Annotated in this window: 16 protein-coding genes; 7 read left to right on the top strand and 9 right to left on the bottom strand. The window is 65.4% G+C overall.

Annotation, left to right across the window (positions count from 1 at the left end; translation table 11 throughout):
• Positions 1 to 70 precede the first annotated feature (70 nt).
• Positions 71 to 256, top strand: coding sequence for a hypothetical protein (locus tag DPM35_RS19135; RefSeq protein WP_112128818.1), 186 nt, complete (start codon positions 71 to 73; stop codon positions 254 to 256).
• A 141-nt stretch (positions 257 to 397) separates the two neighbouring features.
• Here the strand turns inward: DPM35_RS19135 and DPM35_RS19140 are convergent, their stop codons facing one another.
• The 8 genes from DPM35_RS19140 to tauA all read right to left on the bottom strand — a co-directional run bounded on the left by DPM35_RS19140 (position 398) and on the right by tauA (position 7,406).
• Positions 398 to 1,201 (bottom strand): ATP-binding cassette domain-containing protein, encoded by an 804-nt coding sequence (locus DPM35_RS19140; RefSeq protein WP_112128819.1) that lies wholly within the window; start codon positions 1,199 to 1,201, stop codon positions 398 to 400.
• 8 nt (positions 1,202 to 1,209) lie between these two features.
• Positions 1,210 to 1,989, bottom strand: a complete 780-nt coding sequence (locus DPM35_RS19145) for an ABC transporter permease subunit (RefSeq protein ID WP_112128820.1) — start codon at positions 1,987 to 1,989, stop codon at positions 1,210 to 1,212.
• Entirely contained in the window at positions 1,986 to 3,143 is a 1,158-nt protein-coding gene (gene ssuD / locus DPM35_RS19150) for an FMNH2-dependent alkanesulfonate monooxygenase (RefSeq protein ID WP_112128821.1), read from the bottom strand. The genes DPM35_RS19145 and ssuD overlap by 4 nt, the downstream gene beginning before the upstream one ends.
• A gap of 75 nt (positions 3,144 to 3,218) precedes the next feature.
• Positions 3,219 to 4,190, bottom strand: a complete 972-nt coding sequence (locus tag DPM35_RS19155) for a sulfonate ABC transporter substrate-binding protein (RefSeq protein WP_112128822.1) — start codon at positions 4,188 to 4,190, stop codon at positions 3,219 to 3,221.
• Positions 4,191 to 4,375: 185 nt separating this feature from the next.
• Positions 4,376 to 4,561 carry a hypothetical protein gene (locus DPM35_RS19160; protein ID WP_112128823.1) on the bottom strand — a complete coding sequence of 62 codons (186 nt, stop codon included), beginning with the start codon at positions 4,559 to 4,561 and terminating at the stop codon, positions 4,376 to 4,378.
• 22 nt (positions 4,562 to 4,583) lie between these two features.
• Positions 4,584 to 5,444 (bottom strand): ABC transporter permease subunit, encoded by an 861-nt coding sequence (locus tag DPM35_RS19165; protein ID WP_112128824.1) that lies wholly within the window; start codon positions 5,442 to 5,444, stop codon positions 4,584 to 4,586.
• Positions 5,441 to 6,229 (bottom strand): taurine ABC transporter ATP-binding protein, encoded by a 789-nt coding sequence (locus DPM35_RS19170; protein WP_112128825.1) that lies wholly within the window; start codon positions 6,227 to 6,229, stop codon positions 5,441 to 5,443. The genes DPM35_RS19165 and DPM35_RS19170 overlap by 4 nt, the downstream gene beginning before the upstream one ends.
• A gap of 163 nt (positions 6,230 to 6,392) precedes the next feature.
• A complete protein-coding gene (tauA, locus tag DPM35_RS19175) occupies positions 6,393 to 7,406 on the bottom strand; it encodes a taurine ABC transporter substrate-binding protein (protein ID WP_112128826.1) in 1,014 nt (337 codons plus the stop codon).
• Positions 7,407 to 7,894: 488 nt separating this feature from the next.
• On the opposite strand from tauA, the gene DPM35_RS19180 reads away from it, so the two are divergent.
• The 3 genes from DPM35_RS19180 (at position 7,895) to DPM35_RS19190 (ending at position 12,259) form a co-directional block, all read left to right on the top strand.
• A complete protein-coding gene (locus DPM35_RS19180; protein WP_112128827.1) occupies positions 7,895 to 9,235 on the top strand; it encodes an FAD/NAD(P)-binding protein in 1,341 nt (446 codons plus the stop codon).
• Between the two features lie 421 nt (positions 9,236 to 9,656).
• Positions 9,657 to 11,093 carry a pyridoxal-phosphate dependent enzyme gene (locus DPM35_RS19185; RefSeq protein WP_112129105.1) on the top strand — a complete coding sequence of 479 codons (1,437 nt, stop codon included), beginning with the start codon at positions 9,657 to 9,659 and terminating at the stop codon, positions 11,091 to 11,093.
• Positions 11,090 to 12,259 (top strand): trans-sulfuration enzyme family protein, encoded by a 1,170-nt coding sequence (locus tag DPM35_RS19190; protein ID WP_112128828.1) that lies wholly within the window; start codon positions 11,090 to 11,092, stop codon positions 12,257 to 12,259. Before DPM35_RS19185 ends, DPM35_RS19190 begins: the two co-directional genes overlap by 4 nt.
• Positions 12,260 to 12,277: 18 nt before the next feature.
• Here the strand turns inward: DPM35_RS19190 and DPM35_RS19195 are convergent, their stop codons facing one another.
• Positions 12,278 to 13,117: a tetratricopeptide repeat protein gene (locus tag DPM35_RS19195; protein WP_112128829.1), complete on the bottom strand. Its 840-nt coding sequence runs from the start codon at positions 13,115 to 13,117 to the stop codon at positions 12,278 to 12,280.
• 249 nt (positions 13,118 to 13,366) lie between these two features.
• On the opposite strand from DPM35_RS19195, the gene DPM35_RS19200 reads away from it, so the two are divergent.
• The 3 genes from DPM35_RS19200 (at position 13,367) to DPM35_RS19210 (ending at position 16,096) form a co-directional block, all read left to right on the top strand.
• Complete coding sequence (locus DPM35_RS19200) at positions 13,367 to 14,608, top strand: D-amino acid dehydrogenase (protein WP_112128830.1); 1,242 nt, start codon at positions 13,367 to 13,369, stop codon at positions 14,606 to 14,608.
• Between the two features lie 56 nt (positions 14,609 to 14,664).
• Entirely contained in the window at positions 14,665 to 15,471 is an 807-nt protein-coding gene (locus tag DPM35_RS19205; protein WP_112128831.1) for a maleate cis-trans isomerase family protein, read from the top strand.
• Between the two features lie 442 nt (positions 15,472 to 15,913).
• On the top strand, positions 15,914 to 16,096 hold the full coding sequence (locus DPM35_RS19210) for a hypothetical protein (RefSeq protein WP_112128832.1): 183 nt from the start codon (positions 15,914 to 15,916) through the stop codon (positions 16,094 to 16,096).
• The last annotated feature ends 28 nt before the right edge of the window (positions 16,097 to 16,124 follow it).

The following is a 16,124-nucleotide window of genomic DNA, read 5'->3' on the forward strand; positions in this document are numbered from 1 at the left end:
CCGATTCCTCGGCGTCTTTTGTTGCGTTCCTGTTGTCGTTCAGGATCGACTTCCAGAGGGGGGCCAGCCGATGCGATTGATCAGGTTTGTGCTGGCGCTGATTGTGCTCGGGTTGGGTGCGCTATGGTCGCTGCAAGGCCTCGGCCTGGTGGGCGGCAGCTTCATGACCGGCCGGACGCAATGGGTCTATATCGGGCTCATCACCATGCTGGTCGGCATCGTTGGGCTGCGCTGGGCGAACCGCTCGCGCATCTGACTTGCGGGGCCGGCGGGGCGGCGACATGCGCGCCGCGCGCTTAGAGCAATTTCAGGAAAGTGTGAGCGGTTTTCCGTTCAGAAATTGCGTAAAAACAAAGAGATAGGGCGGTTCGCCGTTTCCGTGAAACGGCGAAACGCTCTAGACGCGGCTGAACAGGTGATCCAGGATGGTGCCCTCGATATGGGCAAGCTCCGCCGAACCGTGCCGGCGGGGCCGGGCCACAGGCACTTCGAGGTCGAGGGCGATCCTGCCGGCGCCGATCACCACGACGCGGTCGGCAAGCGCGACGGCTTCGCCGACATCGTGCGTCACCAGCACGGCGGTGAACTTCTGGTCGAGCCATATCCGTTCCAGAAGCTGCTGCATCTCGATGCGGGTCAGCGCGTCCAGCGCGCCAAGCGGCTCGTCGAGCGCCAGGATCTGCGGCTGGCCGACCAGGGCGCGGGCAAGCGCGACGCGCTGCTTTTGACCCCCCGACAGCACCGAGGGCCACTCGTCCGCGCGATCGGCGAGCCCGACCTCGTCCAGCATGGCAAGCGCCCGCTGCCTGGCTTCGGTGCCGCCGGCGATGCCGGTCAGCCCGATCTCGACATTCTTCACCACGCTGGCCCAGGGCAGCAGCCGCGGCTCCTGGAACATGAAGCGCGTGCGGCTGTGACCCTCCTCGGCGGCGCCGAAGGTCAGCGAACCGCTGCTCGGGCGGTCGAGCCCGGCGAGCAGCCGAAGCAGCGTGCTCTTGCCGCAGCCGCTCTTGCCGATGACGGCCAGGAACTGTCCGGCGCGCACGTCGAGGCTGATGCCGTCGAGCACGATCTTGTCGCCGAAGCGTTTCCCCACCTCCTTGAAGGCGAAGGCCCGACGGCCTTCGACCGAGCCGATCGTCCTGGCCTGCGCCGGCGTGGCGACGAGGGAGCGTGCGGCGGTGAGGGTGGCGGCTGGCATCTTTGTTCTCACCCTTTCTGGAAGGCCGGATGCCAGCCGAGCGACAGGCGCTCGAGCAGGCGGGCCAGGCTGTCGGCGAGCTTGCCGAGCAGCGCGTAGATCAGGATCGACAGCACCACGACGTCGATCAGCAGGAACTCGCGCGCCTGCATGGCCATGTAGCCGAGGCCGGAACTGGCCGAGATCGTCTCGGCGACGATCAGGGTCAGCCACATGATGCCCAGCGCATAGCGCAGGCCGACGAAGATCGACGGCAGCGCGCCGGGCAGGATCACCCGGAAGAACAAAGCGCGCCGGTCGAGCCCGTAGACCCGGCCCATCTCGACCAACTGCGGATCGACGCTCTGGATGCCGAGCAGGGTGTTGACATAGATCGGGAAGAACACGCCGAGCGCCACCAGGAAGAGTTTTGCTTCCTCGTCGATGCCGAACCACAGGATGACCAGCGGGATCAGCGCCAGATGCGGGATGTTGCGGATCATCTGCAGCGTCGTGTCGGTCAGGCCGCGGCTGAGCGTCGACAATCCGTTGGCGAGGCCAAGCGCGAAGCCGATCGAGCCGCCGATGGCGAAGCCCGAAAGCGCGCGCAAAGTGGAGACGCCGATGTTGCGGATCAGCTCGCCGGACAAGGTCAGCCGCCAGAAGGCTTCAGCGACCGCGCTCGGCGCCGGCAGCACATTGGCCGGGATCAAACCTGCGCGTGCCGCGGCTTCCCAGCCGGCGATGATTGCCGCCGGCAGCAGCCAGCCGGCCGCGCCATTGCGGGCTAGGCGAGCGGCCAGGCTCATGACGCCGCCTGCAGGCGGCTGGCGCCATGGAAGCCGACCGAGAATTCGTTGGCGATATCCTTGTGCGCCCGCTGCCGCTGCGTGCCGAGGCCGAGCCGCGGGAACAGGAGCTCGGCGACGCGGTAGGCCTCCTCGAGATGCGGGTAGCCGGAGCCGATGATGGTGTCGATGCCGATCGCCTGGTATTCGCCGATGCGCTCGACGATCTGCTCCGGCGTGCCGACCAAAGCCGTGCCGGCGCCGCCGCGCACCAGGCCGACGCCGGCCCAAAGGTTCGGCGACACGACGAGCCGGTCGCGCCGGCCGCCATGCAGTTCGGCCATGCGCCGCTGCCCGACCGAATCCATCTCCTTGAGGAAACGCGCCTGCGCATTCTCGATCTGCGCGTCGGTGACATGGCTGATCAGCCGCTCGGCGGCGCGCCAGGCCTCGTCCTCGGTCTCGCGCACGATGAAATGCAGCCTGATGCCGAAGCGCAGCTTGCGGCCGCGCCGCGCCGCCTTCTCGCGCGCCGAAGCGATCTTTGCGGCAACCTGCGCCGGCGGCTCGCCCCAGGTGAGATACATGTCGACGAGGTCGGCCGCGAGCTCCTGGCCGGCGTCGGAGGAGCCGCCGAAATAGAGCGGCGGCCGCTCCTGCAGCGGCAACAGGTCGAGGCGGCCATTCTCGACGCGATAGTATTTGCCTTCGAAATTCACCCGCTCGCCGGACACCAGCCCGCGCCAGATGGACAGGAATTCCTGCGCCTGCGCATAGCGCTCGTCATGCGGCAGGAACACGCCGTCGCCGGCAAGCTCGGTCGGGTTGCCGCCGACCACGACATTGAGCAGCAGGCGGCCGTTGCTCAGCCGGTCGAGCGCCGCGGTCTGGCGTGCCGCGAAGGTCGGCAGCGTCACGCCGGGCCTCAGCGCGACCAGGAACTTCAGCCTCTCGGTCAGCGTCGCGAGGCCGGTGGCTGTGATCCAGGAATCCTCGCAATTCTGCCCGGTGGGCAGGAGCACACCGGGGAAGCCCAGCCGGTCGACCGCCTGCGCGATCTCCTTGAAGTAGCCGAACTCCGGTGGACGCTGCTGCTTTTCGGTGCCGAGATAGGTTCCGTCGCCATGCGTCGGGATGAACCAGAAGAAATCGAGCGGGCTGGCTGAAGCGGTCATGGCTGATACCCGGGAGAAGGCAGTCGGAAACAAAGGCGGCGCCGGGCGTTCGCCGCCCGGCGCCGTGGATGAAATTCAGTTGCCCGGCGCGGTCCAGACGGCGTCGGATATCCGCACCGCTTTCGGGATCAGCCCGAGCTTGAAGAAGCGGTCGGCGGTCGCCTGCTGGCCGGCGACGATCTCGGCGGTGATCGGATAGATGCCGAACTTGGTGCGATTGGCGGCGATCGTCTGCGCGTCGAGCGGCACGCCGGTCACCTCATGCAGCGCCTCGGCCACCTTGTCGCGGTTCTGGTCGGCCCATTTGGCCGCGTCGCCAAGCGCGGCGATCGTGGTCGAGACGAAATCCGGATGCGCCTTGGCGAAATCCTTGTTGGCGAGGAAATAGGTGTTGACCTGGAGCACGTCGCTGGAGCGGGCAAGCACGCGCGGCTGGTAACGGGTCTCGGCGATGGCGAAGAAGGGATCCCACACCGCCCAGGCGTCGATCTGGTCGCTGGCGAAGGCGGCGGCCGCGTCTGCCGGGCTGAGATAGACCGGCGTAATCTGGTCAAACGGGATGCCGGTCTTTTCCAGCGCCGCGACCAGAAGATTATGCGCGCTGGTGCCCTTGCCGACGCCGACGCGCTTGCCCTTGAGGTCGGCCAGCGACTGGATCGGCGAGGCCGGCTTGACGAAGATCGCCTCGCCCTGGCCGTTGGACGGCAGCGCTGCGGCGTAGACGATGTTGGCGCCGGCCGATTGACCGAAGATCGGCGGCGCGTCGCCGGTCCAGCCGACATCGATGGCGCCGACATTCAGGGCTTCCACCAGTGGCGGGCCGGCGGTGAACTCGACCCACTTCACCGAGACGCCCTTGTCGGCCAGCGCCTTTTCGATGATCTGCTGCTGCTTGGCGATCACCGGCAGGCCGGTCTTCTGGTAGCCGATGTTGAACGCCTTGAGATCATCCGCCGCGGCGCCGAATGATGTCGTCCCAAAGGATGCGGCAAAGGCCGCCGCTGCCAGCAGGCCGACGCCGAAAGCGCGTCTCGTCAGATTGAACATGACCCTCTCCTTCGTTGGTCCCGAACTGCCGGGCCGTTTGGAATGAGGTCAGGCTAGGTAAATCTATAAAGTTAGTAGAGGAACGATCTTGCGAGTTAGCGCCGCAAATCGGAATCATTTTCTACAGCCGGCGCCGGGCGGCCACACAGCGCCTCGCCGAAACAAAGAATGCTCCTGCGACCCGATCACTGCGACCAGTACTGCCAGGCCCAGTAGAAGCTCTCGTCACGGGGTGGCAGGCGATCGCGGTCGCCGGCGAGAAGCACCGGCGTCGGCGATTTCGGTTCGTCTTCCTGTCGTGCGTCGCTCGGCGGCAGGCGCAACAGCCAGGCGCCGACATGCGCGAACAGCACCGCGGTGGAATGGGTCATCGTCCTACTCCTTCGCTTTCGTTCATTCCCGCCCCGCCCAGGGCACCAGGACCCGCTCGACACGTCGGATGACGAATTCCAGGGCAAAAGCGATGATCGCGATCACCAGGATGCCCATCACCACCACGTCCGTGACCAGGAATTGCGCCGCCGACTGGATCATGAAGCCGAGCCCGCGCGTCGCCGCCACCAGCTCCGCCGCGACCAGCGTCGACCAGCCGGCGCCGAGCGCGATGCGCAGGCCGGTGAGGATCGAAGGCAGGGCGCTGGGCAGGATCACATGGCGGATGACCTGGGCCCGCGTGGCGCCGAGCGAACGCGCCGCGTCGACGCGCTCGCGCGAAACGCCGCGCACCCCGGCGGCGGTCGACAGCGCCACCGGCGCCAGCATGGCGATGGCGATCACCAGGATCTTCGACGGCTCGCCGATGCCGAACCAGATGATGATCAGCGGCAGATAGGCGAGCGGCGGGATCGGCCGCAGGAACTCGAGCAGCGGATCGAACACGCCGCGCCCGATCCGGCTGATGCCGATGGCGAGGCCGACCGGGACGCCGACGAGGATCGCCGCGATCAGCGCGGCGAACACGCGCCAAAGCGAGGCGAGGGTGTGCTGGAGCAGCGTCGCATCGACGAATCCGTCGCGGGCGACGACGACAAATTTCGCCCAGACCGCGGCGGGCGAGGGCAGGAAGACCGGCGATACCAGCTGCAGCGAGGCCGCCGCCGTCCAGGCGGCGAGCAGCACGAGGATGGTGATCGCGCTGACCAGCCTGGCCGAAACGACCGCGCGTTTCGGCCGTGGCCGCGACCATGGCACGGAAAACCCGTTATTCTCGCCGGCCTTCGCGGCGGGCCTTTCGCTGTAGGCGCTCACGCTCATGCCGCCTCTCCTTCGAAGATCGCATCGGTCAGCTCCGCGCGGGCCGCGGCAAAGGCGGGATCCGCCTTGATCGCGCGGATCGGCTCGCCGGCGGCGTAGCGGCGGCCGAAATGGGTTTCGAATGTCCGCACCACATGCCCTGGACCCGGCGCCAGCACGACGATGCGGGTGGCGAGCACCAGCGCCTCCTCGATGCCGTGCGTCACCATCAGCACGCCGACTTGGGCCGCTGCCCACAGGTCGAGCAGCGTCGTCTGCATGCGCTCGCGCGTCAGGGCGTCGAGCGCGCCGAGCGGCTCGTCGAGCAGGAGGAATTCGGGTTCGGCGGCGAGCGCCCGGGCAAGGCCGACGCGCTGGCGCATGCCGCCGGAAAGCTCCCAGATGCGCTTGTCGCCGGCATCGCCGAGCTTGACCAGCGACAGCAGTTCGTCGGCGCGACGCGCCCTTTTGTCGGCCGGCACGCCGCGCAGCCTGAGCGCGAAGGCGACATTTTCCCGCGCCGTCAGCCAGGGGAACAATGCATCGTTCTGGAAGACCACGGCGCGATCGGAGCCGGGCCCGGTGATCGGCCGGCCGTCCACCGTGGCCAGGCCGCCCGCGGGCTCGACCAGCCCGGCGGCGACGTTGAGCAGCGAGGTCTTGCCGCAGCCGGAACGGCCGACCAGCACGACGAAATCGCCCCTGCCTGAATCGCTTTTGCCGATGTCGAGCGAAACGCGCTCGACAGCCGGGGCCGGCTGGCCGTCATAATGGACGCTGACCTTGTCGAGGGTGAGATGCGTCATTCGGGCCTCTGCTGGATCAAGGCGTTGGATCCTGGGGCCTGCCCCGAAGCCGCGCCTCGTAAGCGGCTCCGGGACAGACAAGCGCAAGGCCAGGGAAGGAGGCCGCGCTTGCGAACAATCCCCGGAAAGGCGGTCATCCTTCCGGGAATTGCGTGGAGAAGGCTCAGTTCGAGGCGAGCGCCTCGCTGGCATATTTCGCCGTCACATATTTCGAATAGTCGGGAAGCACGGCGTCGACCTTGCCTTGCTCCTTGAGGAAGGCGGACGTTGCCGCGACGGCCTTGACGGTCGCGCCGCCGAGGAACTTGTCCGAGGCCTGCTCCTCGAGCGACGGGAAGACATAGCCCTTGAGCAGTTCCGGCACCTCTTCCAGCTTGGCGCCGGTGAGCTTGGCGATCTTGCCGGCTTCCGGCGATGACACCGACCAGGCTTCCGGCTTGGCGAGGAACTGGGCATAGGCTTCGCCGGTCACCTTGACGAAGTCGCGCACGGCTTCGGGGTGCTTTTCGGCAAAATCGGTGCGCACGATCCAGGCGTCGAAGGTCGGCGCGCCCCAGGCGGCCACCTGCGAGGAGTCCAGCACCACCTTGCCGGTGGTCTTGACCTGGCCCAGCGCCGGGTCCCAGACATAGGCCGCGTCGATGTCGCCGCGCGCGAAGGCGGCGGCGATTTCCGGCGGTCTCAGATTGAGGATCTGCACCGACTTCGGGTCGACGCCTTCATGCTTCAGCGCCGCGAGCAGGCTGTAATGCGTGGTCGAGACGAACGGCACGGCCACCTTCTTGCCGGCAAGGTCGGCGACCTTCCCGATGCCGGCGCCGTTGCGGGCGACCAGCGCTTCCGAGGGGCCGATCAGGCCGACGACGAAAATGGTCTGGATCGGCAGCTCGCGGCTGGCGGCCGCGGCCAGCGGGCTCGAGCCGACATAGCCGATATCGACCGAGCCGGAGGCGATCGCGGCGATGACGTCGGCGCCGGAATCGAACTTGCGCCAGTCGATCGCCGCCTTGGTCGCCTTCTCATAGACGCCGTCGGCCTGCGGCACTTTCGATGGCTCGACCACCGTCTGGTAGCCGATGGTGATCTTGAGATCCTCGGCGCTGGCCGGACCGAGCAGAGCGGCAGCCGTAAGCGCCGCCGACGAGAAAAGCAGAACGCGTCGTGAAAGAATTGACATTGAAAGGCTCCATAACCCCTGAAAACTGGATTGCGTTTCTATCGTCCGTTAATTCTATCGGGTTTGTAGAGTTAAATCCTTCCAAGGAACGGGGTTTTGTTGGAAAAGTGTCGCCGGGTACCGGCGGAACGGGCGCAAAAGGACGGTCGCGGGTGCCCTGACGAGCGGCAACCTACGCTCTTCGTCATTCCAGGGTCTACGCTCCGCTTCGCCCTGGAATGACGATGGAGACGAGCGCCGCTCCCGGGCCGAACGAAAATTCTCCAATCAGCCCATCCAGGCAAATCCATGCTTCAAAGGGCAGGCGAATTGGAAGGAGGGTTTCGTGCCCAGCCCGCTTAGTATAGTAATCTTATCAACATTGGGAGTGAGAGAACGATGCGCGACCTTCTAGAAACCGTTCCGGCGATCGTTCGTGGGCTGCGGCCGAGGCCGCCCGCGGCGACCGCCGCGCGCTGACCGCTCGACAGAAATTCCGGCTCGCAACCATGGTTGGACGCGGCAACTCCATCATCATTGTCGGCGGCGGCGCCAGCGGCGTCGTGCTGGCCGCGCATCTGCTGATGTCGTCAAACCCCGATCTGCGCGTCACGCTGATCGAGAAGCGGCCGCATTTCGGCCAGGGCATGGCCTATTCCACTCTGCTGTCGGCGCATGTGCTCAACGTCAAAGCCTCCGGGATGAGCGCCTATGCCGACGACCCCACCCATTTCGCACGCTGGGTGCTGGAGCGCGGCTTCGCCAAACCCGACCAGGGGCCATTCTATGCGCCCCGCAGCCTCTATGCGCGCTACCTCAAGGAGCTGCTCGACGATCTGGTGGAACGTGAGCGCGAGACAGGCCGGTTGCGGCTGATTGCCGAGGAGAGCCTGTCGATCTCGCCGACGCCGGCTGGTGTAGAGGTGGTGCTCGCCAACGGCACCAGCGTCGTTGGCCATCTGGCCGTGCTTGCCACCGGCCACGACGAACAGCCCGGCGCCTTCCAGGGCCACGCCATCCGCATGGGGACGGAGGCCGACACCACGCTCGATCCTGAAGCTCCGGTCCTGCTGCTCGGCACTGGCCTCAGCATGGTCGATGCCTTCCTGTCGCTGGAACAGCGCGGCCATCGCGGCCCGATCGTCGCGGTGTCGCGGCGCGGCCTGCTGCCGTCGCCACACCGCAAGGGCAACCCGATCAAGCTCGACATCGCCGACATCCCGCTCGGCACGGAGCTTTCCTATTTTGTCGGCTGGTTCCGCAACCTGATCCGCGAGACCCAGAAGGCAGGCGGCGACTGGCGCGACGTCGTCGACGGGTTGCGGCCGTTCAACCAGACGATCTGGCAGAACTGGCCGTCCTCGGCCAAGCGCCGCTTCGTCGAGCACACCAAGGCCTGGTGGGACATCCACCGCCACCGCATGGCGCCGGAAGTTTACGCGCGCGTCACCGAGGCGGTCAGGTCAGGCCGCATCCGCCTCGTGGCCGGCAGGGTCGTGAATGTCGAGGCGAACGGCGGCTTCACCGTAAAAATCCAGCCACGCGGCACACAGGATATCGAGACCCTGCGGGTCGCCCGGCTCTATGACTGCATGGGCATCGCCCGCGACATTTCGAGGACGTCGAACGGCGTCGTGCGTTCGCTGCTCGAGCGCGGCGTGGCGCGCCCTGATCCGCTGCGCCTCGGCCTCGACGTCACCGCGAAATGCGAGCTGATCGCGGCCGACGGCACGGTGTCGTCGAAGCTGCTTGCCGTCGGCCCGCTGACGCGCGGCACCTTCTTCGAGATCGACGCCATCCCCGACATCCGCGTGCAATGCGCGAAGCTCAGCAAGCAGCTGCTGGGGTGAGGCTCGCTGTGAACCGAGACCTTGAGACGCTGGCGGGACAGCACCCCCCTCTGCCCTCCCGGGCATCTCCCCCGCAAGGGGGGAGATCAGCAGTTCCGCCGACGGCACGTCGCCTGCAACGTCGATGATTGGCGAAAGCGGCCGCGACATCCAATCTCCCCCTTGCGGGGGAGATGTCCGGCAGGACAGAGGGGGTGTGAAGGAACTCGACATAGATAATCGATCCCCAACCACCCCCTCAACTACGCCGTCCGCGAAATTCCATTCCTCGACTCGCCACTGGATTGGCACGATCTATCTTCTTTCCGGATGAAAAGGGCTGGAAAAGACAGGGCGCGCGATCCGCGAAACCGCAATGGCTTTCGGCGGCCCGATGCGCGAGATTGCCAACACCCGCGTCTGCTTCCATGGAGCATCTCAGATGAGCGAGCAGAGACAACCGGCGCCCGGCGGCGCGGACATCAATCTGTCCCGTTTGCGTCCGCCTTACGCTTCGGTGCTCGACCTGATCGGCCAGACGCCGATCGTCGAGCTGACCAAGTTCGACACCGGCAAATGCCGCCTGTTCATCAAGCTCGAAAGCCAGAATCCCGGCGGCTCGATCAAGGATCGCATCGCTTTGTCGATGATCGCGGCGGCCGAGAAATCCGGCGCGCTGAAGCGTGGCGGCACCATCGTCGAAGCCACCGCCGGCAACACCGGCCTCGGGCTTGCCCAGGTCGGCATCCCGAAAGGCTACCGCATCATCCTGGTCGTGCCCGACAAGATGTCGCGCGAGAAGATCCAGCATCTGCGCGCTTTGGGCGCCGAGGTGCGCATGACGCGCTCCGACGTCGGCAAGGGCCATCCCGAATACTACCAGGACATGGCCGAGAAGATCGCCGCCGAATTGCCCGGCGCCTTCTACGCCAACCAGTTCGCCAACCCCGCCAATCCGCTGGCGCATGAGACGACCACCGGGCCGGAAATTTTCTCGCAGCTTGGCGGCGACGTCGACGCGGTGGTGGTCGGCGTCGGCTCCGGCGGCACGCTCACCGGGCTCGGCCGCTATTTCGCGAAGCATTCGCCCAAGACCGAGATGGTGCTCGCCGATCCGGTCGGTTCGGTGCTGGCGCCGCTGATCAAGACCGGCAAGATGGAGGAGGCCGGCAGCTGGACGGTCGAAGGCATCGGCGAGGATTTCGTGCCGCCCAACGCCGATCTCTCGCTGGTGAAGAAAGCCTACTCGATTCCCGACAAGCAGAGCATGCTGGCGGTGCGCGATCTCTTGTCCAAGGAAGGTATCCTGGCCGGCTCGTCCTCTGGCACGCTGTTGTCGGCCGCGCTTCGCTATTGCCGCGAGCAGACGGTGCCCAAGCGCGTCGTCACCTTCGTCTGCGACAGCGGCAACAAGTACCTGTCGAAAGTCTTCGACGATTTCTGGCTGGCCGAGCAGGGCCTTGCCGAGCAGGAGCAGCATGGCGATTTGCGCGACCTCGTCATGCGCTCGCACCGCACCGGCGACACCGTCTGGGTCGGGCCGGAGGAAAGCCTGCTCAACGCCTATGGCCGTATGCGCCGCTCCGACGTCTCGCAATTGCCGGTGCTGGATCAAGGCAGGCTGGTCGGGATCGTCGACGAAAGCGACATCCTGGCCAAGGTCGACGGCCCCTATGACGGCCGCTGGGACCGCTTCAACGCGCCGGTGCGCACCGCCATGACGTCGAACCTGCACACGCTGCAGGCCAATCAGACGCTGGACGCGCTGCTGCCGGTCTTCGACCGCAACGAGGTCGCCATCGTCTTCGATGGCGACGAGTTCATCGGCCTGATAACCCGTATCGACCTGATCAACCATCTGAGGCGCCGCGCAAAATGACTTCAAACGGCAAGAACCGCCTGGCCTTTTCCACCCGCACCATCCATGGCGGCCAGAGCCACGACCCGCTGACCGGCGCGGTGATGGTGCCGATCTACGCCACCTCCACCTACGGCCAGCAGTCGCCCGGCGTGCACAAGGGCTTTGAATACGCGCGCAGCCAGAACCCGACGCGTTTTGCCTTCGAGCGCGCGGTCGCCGACCTCGAAAGCGGCAGCCGGGCTTTCGCCTTCGCCTCGGGCCTGGCGGCGATCTCGACGGTGCTCGAGCTGCTCGATTCCGGCGCCCATATCGTCGCCACCGACGACATCTATGGCGGCTCGTTCCGGCTGATGGAGCGGGTGCGCAAGCGTTCGGCCGGTCTGCAGGTCAGCTTCGCCGATTTCACCGACCTTGCCGCGGTCGAGGCGGCGATCCGCCCGGAAACAAAACTGCTTTGGGTCGAGACACCGACCAATCCGCTGTTGCGCATCGTCGATCTCGAAGGTCTCGCGGCGCTTGCAAAGCGTAAGGGTCTGCTTACCGTCGCCGACAACACTTTTTGCAGCCCATACATCCAGCGTCCGCTGGAACTCGGCATCGACATCGTCGTCCATTCGACGACGAAATATTTGAACGGCCATTCCGACATGGTCGGCGGCGTGGCGGTGGTCGGCGACAACAAGGATCTCGCCGACCAGCTGAAATTCCTGCAGAACGCCATCGGCGCCATCTCCGGTCCGTTCGACAGCTTTTTGGCCTTGCGCGGCATCAAGACTCTGGCGCTGAGGATGGAGCGCCATTCCGCGAATGGCCTGAAGATCGCGCAATGGCTGGAGACGCGAAAAGATGTCCGCCGGGTCATCTATCCCGGCCTCGCCAGCCACCCGCAGCATTCCATCGCCGTCCAGCAGATGCACGCCTTCGGCGGCATGATCTCGGTCGACCTCGACCGCGACCTGGCCGGCACAAAGCGCTTCCTGGAACGCACCCAGCTCTTCACGCTGGCCGAAAGCCTGGGCGGCGTCGAAAGCCTGATCGAGCACCCGGCGCTGATGACGCACGGCTCGATCCCGGCCGAGAAGCGCGGCGCCATCGGCATCACCGATTCGCTGGTGCGGCTCTCCTGCGGCATCGAGGATGGCGATGATCTGATCGCCGATCTCGAACAGGCGCTGGCGGGGTGAGGAGCGAACCCCGCTAGCTTAGGGTAATTGTTCTCCCAGACGTCGAAGCTCCAGAATAGCGTTGTTATTCCCTTGGCGAGCTGCCTTGCGCAGCCAAGTACGGGCTTGATCCAAGTCCTGCGGGATACCCTCGCCTCTGGAATACATTATTCCGAGATTACTGGCCGCGTCCGGGTCACCTTGCTCGGCGGATTTGCGGTACCATGACAGCGCGAGATTGTAGTCTTGAGGAACCCCCAAGCCTTTTTGGTACAAAACACCCAGGCCATTCTCTCCAACCAGATCTCCAGCTTCAGCTGCCTGTCTGTACAAGATTGCTGCCTCAGAGATATCTTTTTGGATGCCGCGCCCCGTAAGGTAAAGTAACGCCAGGTCTGCTCGTCCAAGCGAGTTTCCGGCGTCCGCAGCCTTACCATACCAATAGGCCGCCATAACGTAGTCTTGGGGGACGCCGCGTCCGTAGATGTACATCCCCCCGAGATTTACTTCTCCGTGAACATTTCCTTGCTCGGCAGCCATCCGATAAAGAGCGACTGCCTTGACAACATCTACCGGAACACCGCGACCCTTGGAGTACATTGCTCCGACGGCGCATTGAGCGTCTGCCAGACCCTGATCGGCCGCCTTCTGGTACCAGACCAACGCGGTCGGGAAATCCTGCTTCACGCCACGGCCCGTTTCGTAAATCAACCCGAGGCCGAATTCGGCTGTTGCGACCCCTTGCTCCGCAAGCGGCCGCCAATAGTCCAACGCAATGCCGTATTGACCCTTGTCATAAGCCTCTTGCCCCGCGTCAGCATGGGCAGGAGTCGCCGACAGAAATGCGGCAATAGCGCTGGCACCCAATAGTTCGCGCACGGAGACACCTCGGCGACCTTAGAAGGTTGAAACCATCTTTTGAAACTACGGTAGGCCATTATATGCGTCGAGTAACATAGACATGAGGACAATCGAATTTGAAGCTAACATGCCCACACCCCCCGGATTTGTGGCATTTCGTCTGCACGCGGCTACCTCTCCCCGTCACGCCCGTGGCCTAACGCTCCCACCTTTGCAATTTCCGATTCCCCACTAAACTACCCCCAGCTTGCGATCTCCGGAGGCGTGATGCGCGTGATCGTCTTGGGTGGCGGCGTGGTCGGCGTCACCACCGCTTACCAGCTGCAGAAGGACGGGCACGAGGTGGTCATCCTCGAGCGCCAGCAGCAGGTCGCCGCCGAGACCAGCTGGGGCAATGCCGGCATGATCGCGCCGGGGCATTCCTTCGTCTGGTCCTCGCCCAGGGCGCCGATGATCCTGCTGAAATCACTGGTGCTGAAGGATCAGGCGCTGCGCTTCAGGCTCTCGGCCGATCCCCGGCTCTACAGTTGGTCGTGGCTGTTCCTGATGGAATGCACGGCCGAGAAGGCCAGGCGCAACACGCTGCTCAAGCACCGCCTCGCCGTCTATTCGCAATCCGTGCTGCAACAGGTCGTCGCCGATGAGGCCATCGACTACGATCGCAACGATCGCGGCATCCTCTATTTTTATCGCAGCCAGCAGGCGCTCGACAAAGGTGTCGAACATATGCGGCTGCTGGAATCCGACGGGCAACTGATCAAGGTGCTCGACCGCGACGCCGTCGTCGCGCTCGATCCGGCGCTGGCCTCGGCCAAGGAAAAGATTGCCGGCGGCATCCATTGCCCGACCGACGAGACCGGCGACCCGGCGAAATTCACCCGGGCGCTGGCCGCCAAGGTGGTCGAGCGCGGCGGTGAGATCCGCACCGGCACCACCATCACTGGCATCGAGATATCTGGCGACGGCGTCGCGCAGGTGATGACGGACAAGGGGGCGGTCAAGGGCGACGCCTATGTGCTGGCGCTCGGCTCCTATAGCCCGCTGATCGCCAGGACGATCGGGCTCAGCCTGCCGATCTATCCGATCAAGGGCTATTCGCTGACCATTCCGATCGGCAACCGGCCGGCGCCGCCGACCATCGCCGCGATCGACGAGCATAATCTGGTCGCCGTCTCGCGCTTCGGCGACCGGCTGCGCGTCACCGCCACCGCGGAATTCGCCGGCTACGACACCAGCCACAAGCCGGCCGATTTCGCCTTCATGAAGGGCGTGACGGAGGAGCTTTATCCCGAAGGCGCCGATTACGACCGCGCCGAGATGTGGGCGGGTCTCAGGCCCATGACGCCCAACAACCTGCCCGAGTTCGGCCAGCGGCACCTTCGCAATCTCTACCTCAACACCGGGCACGGCCATATCGGCTGGACCATGTCGCATGGCTCGGCCCGCATCACCGCCGACCTCATCGCCGGCCGCAAGCCGGCCATTTCGATGGATGGACTTTTGAACTGAGAGCAGGATCCTGTTGAGCGAGACCTGTCCTCGCTCCGATCGAGAAAGGGAATGCCATGTCCGCCAGTCTTGCCGCCGCGCCGCGTTCCGCCTCCGGACCGGTCGATCTGGGCGTGCTGCCATCCGAGATCGATGGCGGCCTCGCCTCGCGCGCGGCGATCGGCCTGGCGATCCTCGCCACCGATCAGACGCTGGAGCACGAGTTCCGCGCGCTGGTGCGCATTCCGGGCGTCGCCTTCTACGAGGCGCGCCTGTTCAACGACAACGACATCACGCCCGACACTTTGCGCGCCATCGGCCCGCGCATCGCGCCCACCGTCGACCTCATCCTGCCCTCGATCCCGCTCGACGTCGTCGGCTTCGGCTGCACCTCGGCGACCATGACGCTCGGCGAGGAAGCCGTCTTCGCCGAGATCAGGAAGGCGCGGCCGGGCGTCGCCTGCACCACGCCGGTCACCGGCGCCCTGGCCGCCTTCAAGGCGCTGGGCGCGAAGGGCATCGGCCTGCTGACCCCTTACGCGCCCGAGATCAACCAGGGCCTGGTGCGCTATTTCACCGGCCGCGGCCTCGACATCGCCGCCGTTGCCACCTTCGACCGCCGCGACGACCGCGAGGCCGCCCGCATCTCGCTCGCCTCGATCGAGGCGGCCGCCGAGCGCATGGCTGAAGTGCCCGGCGTTGATGCGATCTTCATCTCCTGCACCAGCCTGCGCGTCGCCGAGGCGGTCGCCGATCTCGAACGCCGCATCGGCATTCCCGTCACCTCTTCCAACCATGCCATGGCCTGGCACTGCCTGCGGCTCGCCGGCATCGACGACGTGGTGCCGGCGGGTGGCAGGCTGTTCGCGCTGCCGGCCGCGTGAGCGGCGAGTCGAACTTTCAGGCGACCGTCATGCATTGTCCATTGTAGCGCTGGTCGACCCTCACTCCGTCTCGGCTTCGCCGAGCCACCTCTCCCCCGATCGACGGGGTAGAGGAAAGGGCGCCAAGCTTTTTGCCGTCAACGCTCGTCCAGCAAGGCTCCCTTCCTTTCCCTCCGGAGGGGGGAAAGGTGGCGCTGCGAAGCAGCAACGGATTGGGGGAACCACGTGGCAATCAAGCCTCGGCCCGATCAGTCACGCCAGTCACGGAAGATGTGCGCATGCCGTAGAAAAAGTAGGGAGAGGTGGCCGCGAAGCTGACGGAGCGGGGGCAGCGCTGCCCTATGCGATTAAAGCCGATCATCCGCCCGTTAACGGAATCGGAAGGAGATGTTTAACGCTTCGTCTCTATGTCCCGCCTCGGGGAGGCGCAGACAGAGCGAGCATGATGAACGACAGCCCCGAAAAGCGAAATGAATGGCGTGCCATCTTCTACGTGCAGGCCCGCGTCGCCATCCTGTTTGTGCCGGTCGTGCTCAGCCTGCTGCTCATCGGCATCTTCGCCGGCAACGAGCGCAAATCCGTGCCCGACGCCGTCGATCCGACCGTGACGAGCTCGGTGCGCTGATTAGAGCAATTCCAGGAAAAGTGTGAGC

The sequence above is a fragment of the Mesorhizobium atlanticum genome (assembly GCF_003289965.1).
Lineage (GTDB): Bacteria > Pseudomonadota > Alphaproteobacteria > Rhizobiales > Rhizobiaceae > Mesorhizobium > Mesorhizobium atlanticum.

Bases quoted from the DNA above. Each gene is read 5' to 3' on its own strand.
- DPM35_RS19135 (WP_112128818.1), top strand. From the start codon at position 71: ATGCGATTGATCAGGTTTGTGCTGGCGCTGATTGTGCTCGGGTTGGGT.
- DPM35_RS19140 (WP_112128819.1), bottom strand. From the start codon at position 1,201: ATGCCAGCCGCCACCCTCACCGCCGCACGCTCCCTCGTCGCCACGCCG.
- DPM35_RS19145 (WP_112128820.1), bottom strand. From the start codon at position 1,989: ATGAGCCTGGCCGCTCGCCTAGCCCGCAATGGCGCGGCCGGCTGGCTG.
- ssuD (WP_112128821.1), bottom strand. From the start codon at position 3,143: ATGACCGCTTCAGCCAGCCCGCTCGATTTCTTCTGGTTCATCCCGACG.
- DPM35_RS19155 (WP_112128822.1), bottom strand. From the start codon at position 4,190: ATGTTCAATCTGACGAGACGCGCTTTCGGCGTCGGCCTGCTGGCAGCG.
- DPM35_RS19160 (WP_112128823.1), bottom strand. From the start codon at position 4,561: ATGACCCATTCCACCGCGGTGCTGTTCGCGCATGTCGGCGCCTGGCTG.
- DPM35_RS19165 (WP_112128824.1), bottom strand. From the start codon at position 5,444: ATGAGCGTGAGCGCCTACAGCGAAAGGCCCGCCGCGAAGGCCGGCGAG.
- DPM35_RS19170 (WP_112128825.1), bottom strand. From the start codon at position 6,229: ATGACGCATCTCACCCTCGACAAGGTCAGCGTCCATTATGACGGCCAG.
- tauA (WP_112128826.1), bottom strand. From the start codon at position 7,406: ATGTCAATTCTTTCACGACGCGTTCTGCTTTTCTCGTCGGCGGCGCTT.
- DPM35_RS19180 (WP_112128827.1), top strand. From the start codon at position 7,895: ATGGTTGGACGCGGCAACTCCATCATCATTGTCGGCGGCGGCGCCAGC.
- DPM35_RS19185 (WP_112129105.1), top strand. From the start codon at position 9,657: ATGAGCGAGCAGAGACAACCGGCGCCCGGCGGCGCGGACATCAATCTG.
- DPM35_RS19190 (WP_112128828.1), top strand. From the start codon at position 11,090: ATGACTTCAAACGGCAAGAACCGCCTGGCCTTTTCCACCCGCACCATC.
- DPM35_RS19200 (WP_112128830.1), top strand. From the start codon at position 13,367: ATGCGCGTGATCGTCTTGGGTGGCGGCGTGGTCGGCGTCACCACCGCT.
- DPM35_RS19205 (WP_112128831.1), top strand. From the start codon at position 14,665: ATGTCCGCCAGTCTTGCCGCCGCGCCGCGTTCCGCCTCCGGACCGGTC.
- DPM35_RS19210 (WP_112128832.1), top strand. From the start codon at position 15,914: ATGATGAACGACAGCCCCGAAAAGCGAAATGAATGGCGTGCCATCTTC.